The organism is Paraburkholderia sp. D15 (assembly GCF_029910215.1).
GTDB lineage: Bacteria > Pseudomonadota > Gammaproteobacteria > Burkholderiales > Burkholderiaceae > Paraburkholderia.
The window spans coordinates 2,785,238-2,801,841 of record NZ_CP110395.1; the positions used below are offsets into that span (position 1 = coordinate 2,785,238).

Sequence of the window (16,604 nt, forward strand, 5' to 3'; positions counted from 1 at the left end):
CATGCGTGGCGAATTCGCGAAGCCCAAAAACAAAAACCGCCCGAAGGCGGTTTCCGTAAGCGCAGTAGTGTCCGGCGCTGCCGACGGGATCGCGGTCCCGGCTCAATGCCAGCCGCGATGATTGTCGTAGTGATCGTGGCCATAATCATAACGGCCCGGAGGATGATGACGATACCAGTCGTCACGGCCCCAGTAGCGACGGCCGTCCCAATAGCGATCGCCATGCCAGCCGATCACGATGGCCGGGCCCGCGTACACCGGCGCCGGTTGATACACGACCGGCGGCGGAGGCGGCGGCGGCGGTGCATAGACAGGAGCCGGCGCGACATAGACCGGCGCGGGAATACCGATGTTGACCCCGACGCTCAGTCCACCGGCCATGGCAGCGCCCGATGCACCCAGCGTAAGAACCCCGATCAGAAGCGGAACAAGACGAGTGGACTTCATGGATCACCCTTTTGATGAATGTGTGTTTGTTGGGCGAAATATAGCGCAAGGTCGCGATCCGCGTATTTCAAGTTTGTAATAACTGATGCATAACATCGCGTGCCTGGCCGTCCGGTTACGTCTCGTTACATCGGACATGGTTTCAGTGAAAAAGCCCCCTCGTTGTAATCGACATGTCGCGTGGTCTCCGCGCGCTATTCGCTTCGTCGTTCACGTCATTGATGGGGATGACATTCCCAATCGTTATACGTGGGCGGATTGATGGGCGTCAGCCCCGGAATCATGAACACCGTGCACGCGAATCGGCGCCCCTTGCCGGTCGTCGCGTCGTAACTGACCTGCTGCCCGCCAAGCGCATTCTTCTGTCCGTACTTCACGTTGGTCACCGTGATTTCGTCCGACGATGCGAGACCCAGCGTTTTCGCGGTCGAGGTCTGCACGTTGATCATGTTCATCTGCGTGGTGCCGCAGGCCGACAGCATGACGCCGGTCAACGCGAGCGCCGCGGCCGTTCCGATTGCCTTGTACATTTTCATGAGTGTGTCGATGGATTGGCTGAAGGGAAAATCACGAACCCGGTGTGTAGAGGCTCGACTGCAACACGTTGCCGATCGTGGTGCTCGCATAGAACTGCCAGACGAGCGCCATCGCGCCGGACGCATTGACGGCCAGGGCCGGGTAACTCGCGTCCTGCGGGTTCTGGCCGAACAGCGTGGCCGTGCCCCAAGCGCCGTTCGCGTAGCGATTGGCGAGGATGTCGGCCGAGGCCGGCGTGCTTGCATCCTGCCAGGCCACCGTCGCATTGCCCGCCGCGTCGATGACGATCTGCGGCTGACGACCGTTCGACGGATCGAAGTGCGCGGTCATCTGCTGCGTCGCGCCCCAGTTGCCGTTCGCGTCGGCGACATTCGCCTGCAACGAGCCGTCCGGCCTGATCCACGTGACGGCGGCGATGCCCGCGTCATTCACGGCCAGTTGCGGGTAATAACCGGCGGCCGTCGTGTCGATGAACGGAGCGACCGGCTGCACCGCCTGCCAGCCGGAGCCCGCGGCATAACGCTGGGATAGGGTCGTGGTGTGCGCACCGTTGCTGTCGATATCGACCTCGCCCCACACCAGCGTGATGTTGCCTTTCGCGTCCATGCCGGCGGCGGGCGCGAATACCGACTTGCTCGCCGCGCCGTTCGGCTCGAGCACCACGGGGTTCGCGCTGGCCCAGCCGTTGGCCGGGTCGTAGGTCGTCGCCCACAGCGCCGACTGCGTGTTGTCCGACTGGCGCCATGCGAGTACCGCATTGCCCGAGGGCGTCATCGACAGATTGATCTCGACATTGTTGATGCCCTGCCCGCCTATCCCCGTGATCGCACCCGGACCCGTCTGCGCCGGCTGCTGGATCTGCTCGGGCGAGGACCACGTGCCGCCCACCGTATAGCGGCTTGCGAAGACCCGCGTATCGGCCACGTCGGTCTTCTGCTGCCACGCGACGATCGCATTGCCCTTGCTGTCGATGCCCGCGTCCCACGCGAAGCTGGTCTCGTTCGGCGACAACTCCACGACGGCGCCCCAGCCGGTCGCGGGATCGTACGTGCGCGTCCATAGACCGTAGCCCGCGCCGGCGAGGAACTGCTGCCACAGCGCCACCGCATGACCATCGGCGCTGCCGACCAGGAGCGGCGCGCTGGCCCCGGGGCCGGTCATCGCCGACGTGCCGTCGGTGGTATCGACGCGCGTCGGCGTCGACCATCCGCTGCTGGGGACGTAGCGGCTCGACCATACCTCGTTGCCCGTGGCGCCGTTGGCACCATTCGTCATCCAGATCGCGAGCGCGTTGCCCTGTGCGTCGATCGTCACCGACGGAGAAAATTCGGGTTCCTTACCATCCACCGCCGCCACGGCGGACCATCCCGCCTTCGCGGTCGTGCCACCGTTGGGATTGGACGGACCGCTGGGGTTCGAGGTCGTTCCGCCCGAACCCGACGCGCTGCCGCCGCTCGAATTGGACACGTCGTCGCCGCCGCAAGCGGACAACACGAGACACGTTGCAACGGCAACCGCTGCGATGGTTTTCATGGCGCCCCCCAGTTCAAAGAAAGTTCAGGCTTTAACGCTATTCACGGCATTCCCTCTGGCTTCATTTATTTAAAAAAGCATAGGGGATATTGTTTAAATCAATAACCGATAAACAGCAGTTAATGCAGGCCACATCTTAATTTGGGGGCTGACGGGACGGGGTGGCGCAGCGTCTCTATTTCAGGTGGATTTCCGTCGCATGAGGCGCCGGCATGCGCGGATTTCAAGCCGATGCGTTTGACTGAAAATTAACCGGCACATCATGCCGGCAAAGAAAGATAATCGTCCACGCGGCGACGTTATTCGTATAAACCCCGGTTATTCGATTCATCGCGTTAAATGACAATGCAACGATCTTTCCACCGACGTCATTCGCCCGTTGCGGTTGCGTGTGACGCATGGTCTGCCAGGAGCCTGCGACGTGTCCGAACCTCATCCCTTGAAGCTGCGCCGATATTCGACCGAAACCGCGCCCGCCGGCGAACGCTTCGACGCGTGGGCCGCACGCAGCACCTATTGCGATTTCGTGACGACGCGTCGATCGGATCTTCCGTTCAACGCCCAGCGCGAATATGTGTCGATCGGCCCGCTCGTTCTGGCGATGCGGACGTGGCGGCATCCCGATCCGGATGTCGCCTACGAGGCGAAACGCACGGCCGCGCGCATCCGCGCGGACCAGAGCGACTTTCATAGTTTCACTTTGCAGATGAGCGGCACGGCGGCGTTGCGATCCGATAGATCCACCTCGGTCAAACAGCCGGGCGATCTGTATCTGCTCGATTTCGCGAACCCGTTCGACCGCGTCATCACGCCGGGCAGCGAAATCTCGCTGTCCGTTCCGCGATCGTTGCTGCCCGCCGATACCGAGCGGCTGCATGGCACGTCATTGACGCATGGCGTCGGCGTTCTGTTCGGCGATTATCTGGCGTCGCTCTACAACGCGGTTCCGCGACTCACGCTTCACGACGTGCCGCACATCGTTCACGCAACGACGCAGTTTCTGAAGACGAGCTTGCATCCGGAACTGGATCTCCTCGCCGCCACGGACACACCGACGCGCGACCTGCTGCTCCGTCGCATCCAGCGCTATATCGACGACCATCTGCTGCAGACCGATCTGACGCCCGCGAAAATCTGCAAGGACGTGGGGCTGTCACGCGCGATGCTGTACCGTCTTTTCGACAGCGCGGGCGGCGTCATGCGGCACATTCGTCAACGGCGCTTGCAGCATATCCATCAACTCCTGTCGGCGCCTGATCGCCGCAAGGAACGCATTAGCGACATCGCGCGTCGTCATGGGTTTAGCGACGAGAAATACTTCTGCCGGGTGTTCAAGGCGGAGTTTGGACATACACCGCGCGAGACGGTCGAATTGTCCGGCGACGCGTCCTGATTCTTGTGTCGATGTCAGCCGATCGACGGTCGCCGATCGCACTCACAAAACCGGGCCGGAAAAACAAAAACCCCGCAGAGCCTAGACTCTGCGGGGTTCTCTCTACCACTTCTGGCGGAGACGGAGGGATTCGAACCCTCGATCCAGGTTTTGGCCCAGATGCTCCCTTAGCAGGGGAGTGCCTTCGACCTCTCGGCCACGTCTCCCAAACTTTCGGTTGCGCAGGGAGTCAGCGCAACGAAGCCAAGATAATAGCGGGCCGAACTCCGTAGGTCAACGTCTCGCGAACATTTTTTGTGCCAATTTCGTCATCGGCGAATTCATTTCGTTCGCGCCGCGCTTGCATCGCGCTTGTACCGCGCTTGTACGGATCACGCAAAAACAAACGGGGCGCCTCGTGGCGCCCCGTTTGTTTGGCAAATTACGCCTCGCGCAATTTACGCCTGATCCAGTTCGAACGCCTTATGCAGCGCGCGCACCGCGAGCTCCATGTACTTCTCGTCGATCAACACCGAGATCTTGATTTCGGACGTGGAGATCATCTGGATGTTGATGCCCTCCTCCGACAGCGTGCGGAACATCGTGCTCGCGATACCCACGTGCGAACGCATGCCGACGCCGACCACCGACACCTTCGACACCTTCGGATCGCCCAGCACCTGCTCGGCCTGCACGTGACCCTTCACCTGGTTCGTGAGGATCTCCATGGCGCGCTGATAGTCGCCGCGACCGACCGTGAACGTGAACGCCGTCTTGCCTTCGACGCTCTGGTTCTGGATGATCATGTCGACGTCGATATTCGCGTCCGCCACCGGGCCGAGAATCTGATACGCGATGCCCGGCTTGTCGGGCACACCCATCACCGCGATGCGAGCTTCGTCGCGCTGGAACGCGATGCCCGAGATGACTGCTTTTTCCATGGTCTCGTCTTCTTCAAAAGTAATCAGGGTGCCCGACTTCATTTCGGCGTCGAGCGGGATGAGCGGATCGGTCAGGCTCGACAGCACGCGCGTCTTCACCTGATATTTGCCGGCGAATTCCACCGAGCGGATCTGCAGCACCTTGGAACCCAGGCTGGCCATTTCCAGCATTTCCTCGAACGTCACGCGATCGAGCCGGCGCGCCTCTTCCACCACGCGCGGATCGGTCGTGTAGACACCGTCGACGTCCGTGTAGATCAGGCACTCGTCGGCCTTCAGCGCGGCCGCGACCGCGACCGCCGACGTATCCGAACCGCCGCGGCCGAGCGTGGTGATATTGCCGTCCGGGTCGATGCCCTGGAAGCCGGTGATCACCACCACCTTGCCTGCTTCGAGATCGCGCAGCACGCGCTCGCCGTCGATTTCGCTGATGCGCGCTTTCGTGAACGCGCTATCCGTCTTGACCGGCACTTGCCAGCCTGCGTAGCTGACCGCGTCGACACCGGCTTCCTGCAGCGCGATGGCGAGCAGACCCGAGCTGACCTGCTCACCGGTGGCGGCGATCATGTCGAGTTCGCGCGGGCTCGGCTGCGTGGTGATTTCTTTCGCGAGACCGAGCAAGCGGTTGGTTTCGCCGGACATCGCCGACGGCACGACGACCATCTTGTGGCCGGCCTTGTGCCATTTCGCGACGCGCTTGGCGACGTTCTTGATGCGCTCGACCGAGCCCATCGAAGTGCCGCCGTATTTATGTACGATGAGTGCCATTGTCGTTCTGAACTGAAGGAGAAACCGCGCTGGCGCGCTGGAGACGACCGCACAAAAGCACAGGGGCGCAACGTCTCGTGAACGGCGGCGAAGTGTGTGACGGCGTAAATGCAGCACGCGTGCAGCACGCGCGGATTTGCCCGTGATTGATCGCTAATGGCTTACCGGGAATTTCGGATCACGATCGGAAAACCGACACAAGCGACGGCAAAAGCGGGCCGGGCAAACGCCATAAACTACCTGATCGAGCGCAAAAAGACAAGCCGGAAAGGCCGTGCGGCGGGCTCGCAAAGGGTCCGGAACACGGCGTGAAACGGCCGCGCCGCGCGGTTATACGCACGATTTGCACATGCCGGCGCGATTCCGTCGATACGATTCGCCGATGCTTCACCGTCTGTCCGACCGGACGGTCAGGCGATCGTCAGATCCTCGCGCCAGTCGATCCTGATGCGCGCTTCGGCGGCATCCACGGTTTCCGGCAGCGCCGCGCGATTCACGCCGAGCAGGGGCACGAACAGCAGCTCGTCGCCGACATACAGCAGTGGCACGTCGCGTTTCCACGCGGGAATGCCGCGCTCCTGGAAGAGATTTTTCAGCGTGCGGCCCGGCGCGTCGTGCGAAGGATTCACGCGCATGCGCTCGCCGCCGCTACGCGAACGGACAGCCAGCCGTGCGCGCTTGAGAACGGTGAGCGGGATCGTGTCGAGGCCGCCGCGATCCGCGGCATTGGCGCCGCCTTCCACCATCGCGAACACGAAGCTGCCGCGCCATTGCGGCAGGCGCCACACCGGTTCGCCCTGCCACCTCAACTCGCCGGCCTCGCGTGCGACGAGCGCCGTTTCGTCGGCGGGATCGCGGCTGTCGCCCGCCTCCCAATAGACAAGCCCGCGATAACTGCGCAACGCCTGCCCCGCATGATCGATCCGCAAACGATGCCCCTCGTGCGCCGCGCCCACTTCGCGCAACTGCCGCAGTGCGTCGTTAAGCCGCGCGCTCGATGCCGCGACGAGGCCCAGTCCACGCATCCAGTAACGCAGCAGGTTGAGCGCGCGGTCGTCGTCGAGGGCGAGCAGCGCGTCGTGCGAGAGCGCGCGCCCCTCGTCGCGGGCCATCGCGTTCAGGTCGAGTTGCGCGAGTTCGTCGAGCAGACGCTGCGCGGAAGCCGCATGCGCGGCCGTGCGCGCGAGCGCATCGCGAAAGCCTGGAAAGTGCACGGCCAACGCGGGCGTCACCTCGTGACGCAACGCGTTGCGTGCATAGCGCGTATCCGCGTTCGACTCGTCGTCGATCCAGTGCAAGCCGCGCGCGTTCGCATACTGTTCGAGTTGCGCGCGCAGCAAATGCAGCAACGGGCGCACCCGAACCGCCATCGCGCCGGCCGGCGAGTACGCCGGCGCCATCGCCGCGAGACCCGCCAGGCCCGCGCCGCGCAGCAATTGCAGCAGCACCGTCTCGGCCTGATCGTCCGCGTGCTGCGCGAGCCACATCGTGCGTACGCCGTGCGCTTCGCACATCGCGTCGAGCGCGCGGTAACGCGCGTCGCGTGCGTTGGCCTCGATACTCGCGCCCGCTTCGCGCGATACCTCGACGCGCCGCGCGTCGAACGCGACGCCGCGCTCGCGGGCGAATGCCTCGCAGTGCGCGAGCCATGCATCGGCATTGACGCTCAAGCCGTGATGCACATGCAGCGCGATCACCCGCGATGCACCCGCGACGCGCACCGCGGCATCGAGCAGCACGCACGAATCCACGCCGCCGCTGAATGCCACCGCGATCCGCGCGTCGATTTGCGCGTCGTCCTTCGCCGCGTCGCTCGAAGAAACGCGCGGGCCAGAAAGCGAAACGCCGACCGCCTCGAGAACGAGGCGGTCGGCGGATGAGTCTTCGGTGGTAGTCACGTCGCTAGCGCGCGCTGCGCGGCCGGACGAAAGAAAACGCGCGGGGGCTTACGCACCCGGCGTCGTTTCCTTGAACTTGCCGTACGCCATCAGGCGTTCGTGACGGCGTTCGCGCAGGTCGTTGATGCTCATGCCCTGGAACTGGCGCAGCGAATCGGCGAGCGCACGGCGCAGCATGGCGGCCATGCCCTTCGGATCGCGATGCGCGCCGCCCAGCGGCTCGTTGACGATCTTGTCGATCAGACCCAGTGCCTTCAGACGATGCGCGGTCAGACCCAGCGCTTCCGCGGCTTCCGGCGCCTTCGCCGCGCTCTTCCACAGAATCGACGCGCAGCCTTCCGGCGAGATCACCGAATAGGTCGAGAATTGCAGCATCAACACGCTGTCGCCGACCGCGATGGCCAGCGCGCCGCCCGAGCCGCCCTCGCCGATGATCGTGGCGATCAGCGGCGTCTTCAGTTCGGCCATCACGTACAGATTGCGGCCGATCGCTTCGGACTGGCCGCGCTCTTCCGCGCCGATGCCCGGATACGCGCCCGGCGTGTCGATGAACGTGAAAATGGGCAGGCTGAACTTCTCGGCCAGACGCATCAGCCGTTCGGCCTTGCGATAGCCTTCCGGACGCGGCATGCCGAAGTTGCGCAGCGCGCGCTCCTTCGTGTCGCGGCCCTTCTGATGGCCGATCACCATGCAGGCCTGGCCGTTGAAACGCGCGAGGCCGCCGACGATCGACAGGTCGTCCGCATAGTTGCGGTCGCCGTGCAGTTCATGGAAATCCGTGAACAGCTCGCTCACGTAGTCGAACGTGTACGGGCGCTGCGGATGACGGGCAATTTGCGAAACCTGCCACGGCGTGAGGTTCGCATAAAGATCTTTGGTGAGCTGTTGGCTCTTCTTGGACAGCCGCTCGATCTCTTCCGAAATATCGACGGCCGAATCGTCCTGCACGAAGCGCAATTCTTCGATCTTCGCTTCGAGTTCAGCGATCGGCTGTTCGAAATCCAGAAACGTGGTCTTCATTGGTTGTAATCCTTGGACTTACCGGCAGCGCGTATTCTAACCGGGCGCGCCGCCGTCAAAACCCCCTCTCAACTATCAATATTCACGATGCGATAGTTTTTGAGACGGGCCGCTTTTTCTTGTTTGCCGACAGCACCAGGCTCGTGGCCCGCCGCTGCCTTCGACCGCTGAATCGATCCCTACGCGGGTTATTCGATATCGACCGACTGCGGGTCGAGACTACGCCACATATACCAGGTTGCGACGGTACGCCACGGTTCCCAGTTCGCCGCGACCTCGCGCGCTTCGCTGCGCGTGACCGGTTCGCCGCTGAAATAGTTGACGCTGATCGCGCGGATCAGACCCAAGTCGTCGAGCGGCAGGACGTCGGGGCGCGACAGGTTGAAGATCAGGAACATCTCCGCGGTCCAGCGGCCAATGCCGCGAATCTGCGTGAGTTCCGCGATCACCGCCTCGTCTTCCATCGACGTCCACTTGCCGACGTGCAGCGCGCCCGACACGAAGTGCTGCGCGAGATCGAGCACGTACTCCGCCTTGCGCTTGGACAGGCCGCACGCGGTCAGCTTCTCCTGACCGAGCTTGATGAACTGCTGCGGCACGAGCTTCGGACACGCGGCCTCGACCTTCGCCCACACCGCCTGCGCGGACGCGACCGAAATCTGTTGCCCCACTACCGAACGCGCGAGCGTGACGAACGGATCGCCACGGCTGAGCAGGTGCACGGGACCGAATTTCGGAATCAGCTTCTTCAGGATGCGGTCGCGCTTGACGAGGTCGGCGCACGCCTTGTCCCAATAGTCGGGGCGCGTGACTTCCGGCGTGAGACCGCCGATCTGCACCGGCACCGCGACTTCGCTCGCGTTCGCGCCGCTCGCCGCACCGGACCCTTCACCGCCCGCGCTCGACGACGCGCGCGTCTTGCGCACGACTTCGCCTTCGTGACCGTCCTGCGTGACGCGTGCGAGCTCCTGCACGTTGCCCGCGAGTTCCGCCGGCAACGCGCCGTTGCTTTTCGCGCGCGACGCCCTGGTCCGCTTCGCGGCGGGCGCGGGCTTGGTCGCGCCATTCAGCACGCGCTTCGCGGCCGGCTTCTTCGACACACCCGCCGCCGCGGATGCGCCCACTGCGACACCCGTCGTTGCCGCGCGCTTAGCCGCCCCACCCGCTTTCGACGCTGCTTTCTTCACCGCGCCACCCGCGCGAGCCGACGTTCGAGTCGACTTTGCCGCGGCTGCCGCGCTTGTTTGAGACGTGGCTCGTTTAGCCGGCGTCTTCGTGGCCGTTGCCATCCTGCCTCCTGCCTGGCGAGTCGATCAGAGGGAAGTACGAGGCGCGCTCACACGCGCCGCCACTCGGTCAACCCGCCGGGTTTGTCTTCGAGTGCAACGCCGGCTTCGAGCAATTCGGCCCGGATCCGGTCTGCTGCCGCATAGTCCTTCGCCTGCTTGGCGGCCACGCGCGCGGCGATCTTCGCTTCGATCGCGGCGGGCTCGAGCGCGCCTTCGGCGGCGGCGCCCGCGGCCTGCTGCAGGTATGCACGCGGCTCACGGCCGAGCAACCCGAGCACTGCACCCAGCGAGCGCAACTGACGGGCCAGCGCGGGATCGCGCGTGCGGTTTACTTCGGTGGCCAGCTCGAACAGGACCGACACCGCCACCGGCGTGTTGAAGTCGTCGTTCATCGCGGCCTGGAAGCGCTGCGCGTGCGCCTCGTTCCAGTCGAGCGCGGCGCTGTCCGGGGTCACGTCCTTCAACGCGGTGTACAAACGCGACAGCGCGTTGCGCGCGTCGTCGATATGCACGTCGCTGTAGTTCAACGGCGAACGGTAGTGCGCGCGCGCGATGAAGAAGCGCACGACTTCCGCGTCGTACTGCGCCAACACTTCACGAATCGTAAAGAAGTTGTTCAACGACTTCGACATCTTCTCATTGTCGATCTGCACGTAGCCGTTGTGCATCCAGTAATTCACGAACGTTTGTCCGGTCGCGCCTTCACTTTGCGCGATTTCGTTTTCGTGGTGCGGAAACTGCAGGTCCTGACCGCCGCCGTGAATGTCGAACTGTTCGCCGAGCAATGTGCAGCCCATGGCCGAGCATTCGATATGCCAACCCGGACGGCCGCGGCCGAATTTCGAGTCCCAGCCGGTGTCGGCCGGCTCTTCCGGTTTCGCTTTCTTCCACAGCACGAAGTCGAGCGGATCCTGCTTCGCGTCGTTCGCCGCGACGCGTTCGCCCGCGCGCAGATCTTCGAGCGACTTGCCCGACAGCTTGCCGTAGCCCGCGAACTTGCGCACCGCGTAATTCACGTCGCCGTCGCTCGCCTGATACGCGTAACCGTTCGCCTCGAGCTTCTCGATCATGCCGAGCATCTGCGGAATGAAGTCGGTGGCGCGCGGCTCGAGGTCGGGACGCGCGATACCGAGCGCGTCCGCGTCTTCGTGCAATGCCGCGATGAAGCGATCGGTCAGCGCCTTGATCGACTCGCCGTTCTCGACCGCGCGACGGATGATCTTGTCGTCGATGTCGGTGATGTTGCGCACGTAGGTCACGTCGTAGCCGAGCGTGCGCAGCCAGCGCTGCACGATGTCGAACACGACCATCACCCGCGCATGGCCGACGTGACAATAGTCGTATACGGTCATCCCGCAGACGTACATCCGCACGACGCCGGGCTGCAGCGGCACGAAGTTTTGCTTGTCACGCGCGAGCGTGTTGTAGATGCGCAGTGATTCCATAGAGAACGGTGCGTGGGCCGAAAGAAATCCGCAATGTGTTTCATGCGCGCCGCGCTCCCGCGAAACAGACGGCGGGCGCGTCGCGTACAGCAAAACCGGTGCACCTGGTGCGGCGGTCAGACTGCGATCAAAGCGGAGACGACCACGAGTGGCGAAAAGACAGTCGGCGGTTCGACGGAACGCGCAGACCTTTTGTTAGAATGGCTCGGAGTATAACACCCAGACCTGAGCCTATGAAACCTTCCAGCGGCCGCGCGCGCAGCGCTGCGACCCTCGCCGCGACGGCCCTCGGCGGCCTCGCGCACGGCGTGTCCCGAGACACCACGCGAGCCCTCGCCTTGCGCGTCACCTTCGTTGCGGCGCTCGCGCTCATGCCCGGCGCAGCGGCCTTCGCGCAGAAGGCGGCAACCATGCCGACAGGCCCCGCGGTGCGCGACGACACACCTGAAATCGACACCTCGATCGCGCAGAAAAACTGGCAGGGCGCGCTCACGCAACTGGACACACGCATCGCGGCGAACCCGCGCGACGCGCAGGCCAAATTCAAGCGCGCCACGGTGCTCGCGCACCTGAATCGCGACGACGACGCCATCGCCGCCTTCACCGAACTCACGCAGTTGTATCCCGAGTTGCCCGAGCCGTATAACAACCTCGCCGCGCTGTACGCGAAGCAAGGCCGTTATGTGGAAGCGCGCGCCGCGCTCGAAACCGCGACCCGGGTGAATCCGGGTTACGGTCTGGCGTACGAGAACCTCGGCGATCTTTATCTGCGCATGGCCAACGAGTCGTACAAGCGCGCGCAGAGCCTGGGCAAGGTGAGCGCCACCACCACGCAGCGCCTCGCGGACATCCAGAAGATCGTCGCGCCGCAACCGGCCAAAGCGCCGGTCGCCAGACAGAGCGCGCCCGCGGCGGACGACTATACGGCCCACGCGATGTCGAACATGACGGAGTCGCCCAGCTTCCAGTTCGGCGGCTCGACCGGCTCGCTCGCCATGCCGCCGTACATGGCGCCGTCGAAGTAACGCCCGCCTCGCCGGCTTCCCGTTTTTTCCCACCCAGAGGATCTTCATGAAATGGTTGATGTTGGCGCTCGGCAGCGCCGCCCTGATCGCAAACGCACCCGCCTTTGCCCAGTCCGGTTCGCAAGCCGCGCATCCGTCCGTCCTCTTCAAGACGTCGGAAGGCGACATCCGCGTCGAGCTGTATCCCGAGAAAGCGCCGAAGACGGTCGCCAACTTCCTCGACTACGTGAAGTCCGGCCAGTACAGCGGCACGATTTTCCATCGCGTGATTCGCGGCTTCATGATTCAGGGCGGCGGCTACACGCAGAGCTTCGCCGAGAAGCCGACGCGCGCGCCGATTCCGCTCGAAAGCCGTAACGGTCTGAAGAACGCCACCGGCACGCTCGCGATGGCGCGCACCAGCGATCCGAATTCGGCCACCGCGCAATTCTTCATCAACACGGTCGACAACGCCGGCCTCGATTATCCGAACCCGGACGGCAACGGCTACGCGGTGTTCGGCAAGGTCACGAGCGGCATGGACGTCGTGAAGAAGATCGAGGGCGCACCCACCACCACGCGCGGTCCGATGAGCGACGTGCCGGTCAAGGCCGTCGTGATCGAGTCGGCCACGGTGGTCGGCAAGTAAAATCAATGCCCCCGGCGCGGCCCGCCGTCGTCGCTTGCGAACGACGGCGGGCCGCGTCTTTTACCCAACCCCGTTCATCAAAGGATTCCATCATGGTTGAACTGCATACGAACCACGGCGTCATCAAACTCGAACTGGACGCCGACAAGGCGCCGAAGTCGGTCGAGAACTTCCTCAACTATGTGAAGGCCGGCCACTACGACAACACGGTGTTCCACCGCGTGATCGACGGCTTCATGATCCAGGGCGGCGGTTTCGAACCGGGCATGAAGCAGAAGCCGACGGCTGAAGCGATCGACAACGAAGCGAACAACGGCCTGAAGAACGTCAACGGCTCGATCGCGATGGCGCGCACCAACGACCCGCATTCGGCGACCGCGCAATTCTTCATCAACGTGAACGACAACGACTTCCTGAACCACTCGTCGCCGACGCCGCAAGGCTGGGGCTACGCGGTGTTCGGCAAGGTCGTCGACGGCATGGACGTGGTCGAGAAGATCAAGAAGGTCAAGACCGGCTCGAAGGGCTTCCATCAGGACGTGCCGGCCGACGACGTCGTGATCGAAAAGGCTGTGATCGTCGACTGAGCGTTGGACGCGCGCATCGCGCGCGTCAACCACGCGTCGACCCGTTCGAACTGATACAGGCACCTTCGATGCTGCAAGAAACGCCGCTGCGAAGCGTCGCCGCGGGCGTGCCTGGCGAGGGCAAACGCCCGCACGCCGCACGCCCGTTTTTTTTCCTCTCCGACATTCACTTGAGCGAGGCGATTCCGCACACGGTCGCCGCGTTCGAGCATTTCATCCGCGTCACCGCCGAGCAGGCGGATTCGGTTTTCATTCTCGGCGACCTGTTCGAGTACTGGATCGGCGACGACATGCTCGTCGAGCCGTTCGCCGCGCGCATGGCGGCGTTGCTGCACACGTTGTCGGAGCGTGGCATCGCGCTCTACATCATGCACGGCAATCGCGACTTTCTGCTGGGCAAGCGCTTCATGAAAGCGGCCGGCGCGATCTGGCTGCCCGATCCGTTCGTGATCACCGCGTTCGGCACGCGCGTCGTGCTCGCGCATGGCGACGGACTGTGCACCGCGGACCCGGGGTATCAGGCGTTTCGCCGTTTCGCGCGCAGCCGCTTTGCGCAGTTGCTGTTTCTGGCGTGGCCGTTTCGCTGGCGCCAGGCGCTCGCGGAAAACATGCGCTCGAAGAGCGAGCAAGGCCGCACGCGGCCCGTTTCGCCGAAGTATGACGTGACGTCGAAGGCGGTGGCGTCGCTGTTCAGAACGTCGAAGACCGCGACGCTGATTCATGGCCACACGCATCGGCCGGCGCGGCATCGCGAGCCGGCCGGGACGCGCTGGGTGTTGCCCGATTGGGATCTGGACCACGGCGAGCGCCGTGGCGGGTATCTGCGTATCGATGCAGAGGGGATTCGGGCGCTGCCGCTCGATTGACGGCGGGCCGAAGGGCGATGGTCGAACAAGAAAGCCGATGGACGCCCGATCGAAATCTGACGGAACGTAGACCAGATAGCGGCGCGGCTTAACGCTCCGCGAGCGTCGTCCCTTCCACCTTCCCCGCAATCGCGGCCGACAGGCGCCGCAGATCGAGCAAGGCCGAATCCGCGCCTTGCAGCCCTTCGAGACTCGTGCCGAGACGCTCTAACGCGTCGACAATTTCGTCGATGCGCTTCGACTGCGTGGCCGCGTGATCGATCAACCCGTGAATGGCCAGCGACACCGGATCGTCCGCGTTCGGCGTGATGCCGTACGCGCAGAAGGTGCTGGTCGCGTTGATGGCATTCGCCGCATTCGCGCGTTTGGCGTCGTGCGGCGCGCCGTCGTGCGATGCGCCGTTGGCCGCCTGGCCGTGCGAGGCACTCGCCGCCGCGGCACTCGCCATCGCCGCGCCGCCGCCCGCCGGAGCCATCGACATATCAGAAGCATTCACCGCCGCAGCCGCCGGCACGATGATGCGCGCCGGGTTGCCTACCGCCGTCCCTCGCGCGGGCACCGGCTTCGTCACCACCGCGTTCGAGCCGATCTTCGCGTCGGCGCCGATCGTGAAGCCGCCCAGCACTTTCGCGCCCGCACCGACGATCACGCCGCGCTCCAGCGTCGGATGCCGTTTCGCGCCGCGCGTGAGCGACGTGCCGCCAAGCGTCACGCCTTGATAGATCGTGCAGTCGTCGCCGATCTCGGCGGTTTCGCCGATCACCACGCCCATCCCGTGATCGATGAACACGCGCCGCCCCACCGTCGCGCCCGGATGAATTTCGATGCCGGTCAGAAAGCGCGCGAGCTGCGATACGAAGCGCGCGAGCCAGCGACGCCCTGCCCGCCAGCAGGCGTGCGCGAACCGGTGCAGCACGAGCGCATGCAGACCCGGGTAACACGTGACGACTTCCCAGGCGCTGCGGGCGGCGGGATCGCGCTCGCGGATCGTGGCAATGTCTTCGCGAAGTCTCGTGAACATGGCAGGACGGTGTCGTGGGAGAAGGAACGCCGGCCGGCCCGCTACGCGCGGCATCCGACCGACGGCATGTGCCGCGCATAGCAGTCGCGCAGCTTTGCATATGACGTTTCGAGCGATTGTAGGGCGATTGCGCGAACCCTGCCGGAAGCCCACGCTGCCGGCAAGGTCGTCGAATGGAGGAGTCGTCGGAAAGAGGAAAGAAGGGCGAACGGGCGGCGGCGTTGCTTCGAAGCTTTCTTTCGAAGCCTTATTTCGAAGCCTTATTTCGAAGCCTTACTTCGAAGCCTTACTTCGAAGCGTCGCCGTCGCGGCGCTGGGTTTTCAGCAGGATATGCTTGGCGATGCCGCGCACGATGTTGACCTCCTCGCGCTCCAGTCCCGAGCGCGCGAACAGACGTCGCAGGCGCGACATCAGCTTCTTCGGATTGGCCGGGTCGAGGAAATCGAGCGCGACGAGCGCGCTTTCCAGATGCGTGAACATGCTTTCGATTTCGTCGCTCGCGGCGCGGACCGTAGACGTGGCACCCGCCCCCCCTGCACCACCCGCTGCGCCTTCGCCGGACACATCGCCTGCAGCGCCGTGCACCGCGCTCGCCTGAGCGGCCGCCTGCAACGCATTCGAGGCCGCGGCGACCTCCGTCGACAGATACGACGTGCGCAACTCATACGCCAGCACCTGCACGGCCTGCGCGAGATTCAACGAGCTATACGCGGGATTCGCCGGGATATGCACGAGCGCGCTGCACCGCTCGACGTCTTCGTTCGACAGGCCCGTGCGCTCGTTGCCGAACACCAGCGCGATCTCGCCGTGCGCCGCGTGTTCGCGCGCGATCGCGGCCGCCGCGCGCGGCGTGCCCTGCGGCGGCCCGTATTCGCGCAGCCGCGCGGTCAGCGCGACCGACCAGTGCACGCCGCTCAACGCGTCGGCGAGGGTCGGCACGACGTGCGCGGAGGCGAGCACGTCGTCGGCGCCGCTCGCCATCGCGATCGCTTCCGGATCGTTCTGCACCTGCGGCACGCGCGGCGACACCAGCACGAGACGCGAAAAGCCCATCGTCTTCAGCGCGCGTGCCGCCGCGCCGACGTTGCCCGGATGACTCGGCTCGACGAGCACGAAGCGCGTCGAGGTGAAACCGCCGCGCAGCTCGGCCACGGCGGGGTCGGAGGAATGATGGGTGTGGTCCACGGTGAAATTCGGCTGGCTAAAAACGCGTATGGTAGCGCCTC

General features: G+C 64.4%; 15 protein-coding genes and 1 tRNA gene. 5 read left to right on the forward strand and 11 right to left on the reverse strand.

Annotated elements, in window-relative coordinates:
* Window positions 1-102: 102 nt before the first annotated feature.
* From LFL96_RS11930 to LFL96_RS11940, 3 genes are all read right to left on the reverse strand, one after another.
* Window positions 103-447 carry a hypothetical protein gene (locus LFL96_RS11930; RefSeq protein ID WP_280995446.1) on the reverse strand — a complete coding sequence of 115 codons (345 nt, stop codon included), beginning with the start codon at window positions 445-447 and terminating at the stop codon, window positions 103-105.
* A 215-nt stretch (window positions 448-662) separates the two neighbouring features.
* Window positions 663-983, reverse strand: coding sequence for a hypothetical protein (locus tag LFL96_RS11935; protein ID WP_280995447.1), 321 nt, complete (start codon window positions 981-983; stop codon window positions 663-665).
* 31 nt (window positions 984-1,014) lie between these two features.
* Complete coding sequence (locus tag LFL96_RS11940) at window positions 1,015-2,517, reverse strand: hypothetical protein (RefSeq protein ID WP_280995448.1); 1,503 nt, start codon at window positions 2,515-2,517, stop codon at window positions 1,015-1,017.
* Between the two features lie 421 nt (window positions 2,518-2,938).
* On the opposite strand from LFL96_RS11940, the gene LFL96_RS11945 reads away from it, so the two are divergent.
* Window positions 2,939-3,910, forward strand: coding sequence for a helix-turn-helix domain-containing protein (locus LFL96_RS11945; RefSeq protein ID WP_280995449.1), 972 nt, complete (start codon window positions 2,939-2,941; stop codon window positions 3,908-3,910).
* A 112-nt stretch (window positions 3,911-4,022) separates the two neighbouring features.
* On the opposite strand, the gene LFL96_RS11950 is transcribed toward LFL96_RS11945, so the two are convergent.
* The 6 genes from LFL96_RS11950 to cysS all read right to left on the reverse strand — a co-directional run bounded on the left by LFL96_RS11950 (window position 4,023) and on the right by cysS (window position 11,250).
* Window positions 4,023-4,116, reverse strand: a tRNA-Ser gene (locus LFL96_RS11950).
* A gap of 231 nt (window positions 4,117-4,347) precedes the next feature.
* Complete coding sequence (locus LFL96_RS11955; RefSeq protein WP_280995450.1) at window positions 4,348-5,598, reverse strand: aspartate kinase; 1,251 nt, start codon at window positions 5,596-5,598, stop codon at window positions 4,348-4,350.
* A 410-nt stretch (window positions 5,599-6,008) separates the two neighbouring features.
* Complete coding sequence (gene tilS, locus LFL96_RS11960) at window positions 6,009-7,496, reverse strand: tRNA lysidine(34) synthetase TilS (protein WP_280995451.1); 1,488 nt, start codon at window positions 7,494-7,496, stop codon at window positions 6,009-6,011.
* 48 nt (window positions 7,497-7,544) lie between these two features.
* Complete coding sequence (locus tag LFL96_RS11965; RefSeq protein ID WP_280995452.1) at window positions 7,545-8,516, reverse strand: acetyl-CoA carboxylase carboxyltransferase subunit alpha; 972 nt, start codon at window positions 8,514-8,516, stop codon at window positions 7,545-7,547.
* A 188-nt stretch (window positions 8,517-8,704) separates the two neighbouring features.
* Complete coding sequence (locus LFL96_RS11970; RefSeq protein ID WP_280995453.1) at window positions 8,705-9,805, reverse strand: DNA-3-methyladenine glycosylase; 1,101 nt, start codon at window positions 9,803-9,805, stop codon at window positions 8,705-8,707.
* 47 nt (window positions 9,806-9,852) lie between these two features.
* Window positions 9,853-11,250: a cysteine--tRNA ligase gene (gene cysS / locus LFL96_RS11975; protein WP_280995454.1), complete on the reverse strand. Its 1,398-nt coding sequence runs from the start codon at window positions 11,248-11,250 to the stop codon at window positions 9,853-9,855.
* A gap of 233 nt (window positions 11,251-11,483) precedes the next feature.
* Here cysS and LFL96_RS11980 point away from each other — a divergent pair, with 233 nt between their 5' ends.
* From LFL96_RS11980 to LFL96_RS11995, 4 genes are all read left to right on the forward strand, one after another.
* Window positions 11,484-12,275, forward strand: coding sequence for a tetratricopeptide repeat protein (locus LFL96_RS11980; RefSeq protein ID WP_280995455.1), 792 nt, complete (start codon window positions 11,484-11,486; stop codon window positions 12,273-12,275).
* A gap of 46 nt (window positions 12,276-12,321) precedes the next feature.
* Window positions 12,322-12,903, forward strand: coding sequence for a peptidylprolyl isomerase (locus LFL96_RS11985; protein WP_280995456.1), 582 nt, complete (start codon window positions 12,322-12,324; stop codon window positions 12,901-12,903).
* Between the two features lie 92 nt (window positions 12,904-12,995).
* Window positions 12,996-13,490 (forward strand): peptidylprolyl isomerase, encoded by a 495-nt coding sequence (locus LFL96_RS11990; RefSeq protein WP_280995457.1) that lies wholly within the window; start codon window positions 12,996-12,998, stop codon window positions 13,488-13,490.
* Window positions 13,491-13,558: 68 nt separating this feature from the next.
* Window positions 13,559-14,356 (forward strand): UDP-2,3-diacylglucosamine diphosphatase, encoded by a 798-nt coding sequence (locus LFL96_RS11995; RefSeq protein ID WP_280995458.1) that lies wholly within the window; start codon window positions 13,559-13,561, stop codon window positions 14,354-14,356.
* An 88-nt stretch (window positions 14,357-14,444) separates the two neighbouring features.
* Here LFL96_RS11995 and cysE read toward each other — a convergent pair whose 3' ends face one another.
* Both cysE and LFL96_RS12005 read right to left on the reverse strand, forming a co-directional pair.
* On the reverse strand, window positions 14,445-15,377 hold the full coding sequence (cysE, locus tag LFL96_RS12000) for a serine O-acetyltransferase (RefSeq protein WP_280995459.1): 933 nt from the start codon (window positions 15,375-15,377) through the stop codon (window positions 14,445-14,447).
* A gap of 286 nt (window positions 15,378-15,663) precedes the next feature.
* Window positions 15,664-16,563, reverse strand: coding sequence for an RNA methyltransferase (locus LFL96_RS12005; RefSeq protein ID WP_280995460.1), 900 nt, complete (start codon window positions 16,561-16,563; stop codon window positions 15,664-15,666).
* Window positions 16,564-16,604: the final 41 nt, after the last annotated feature.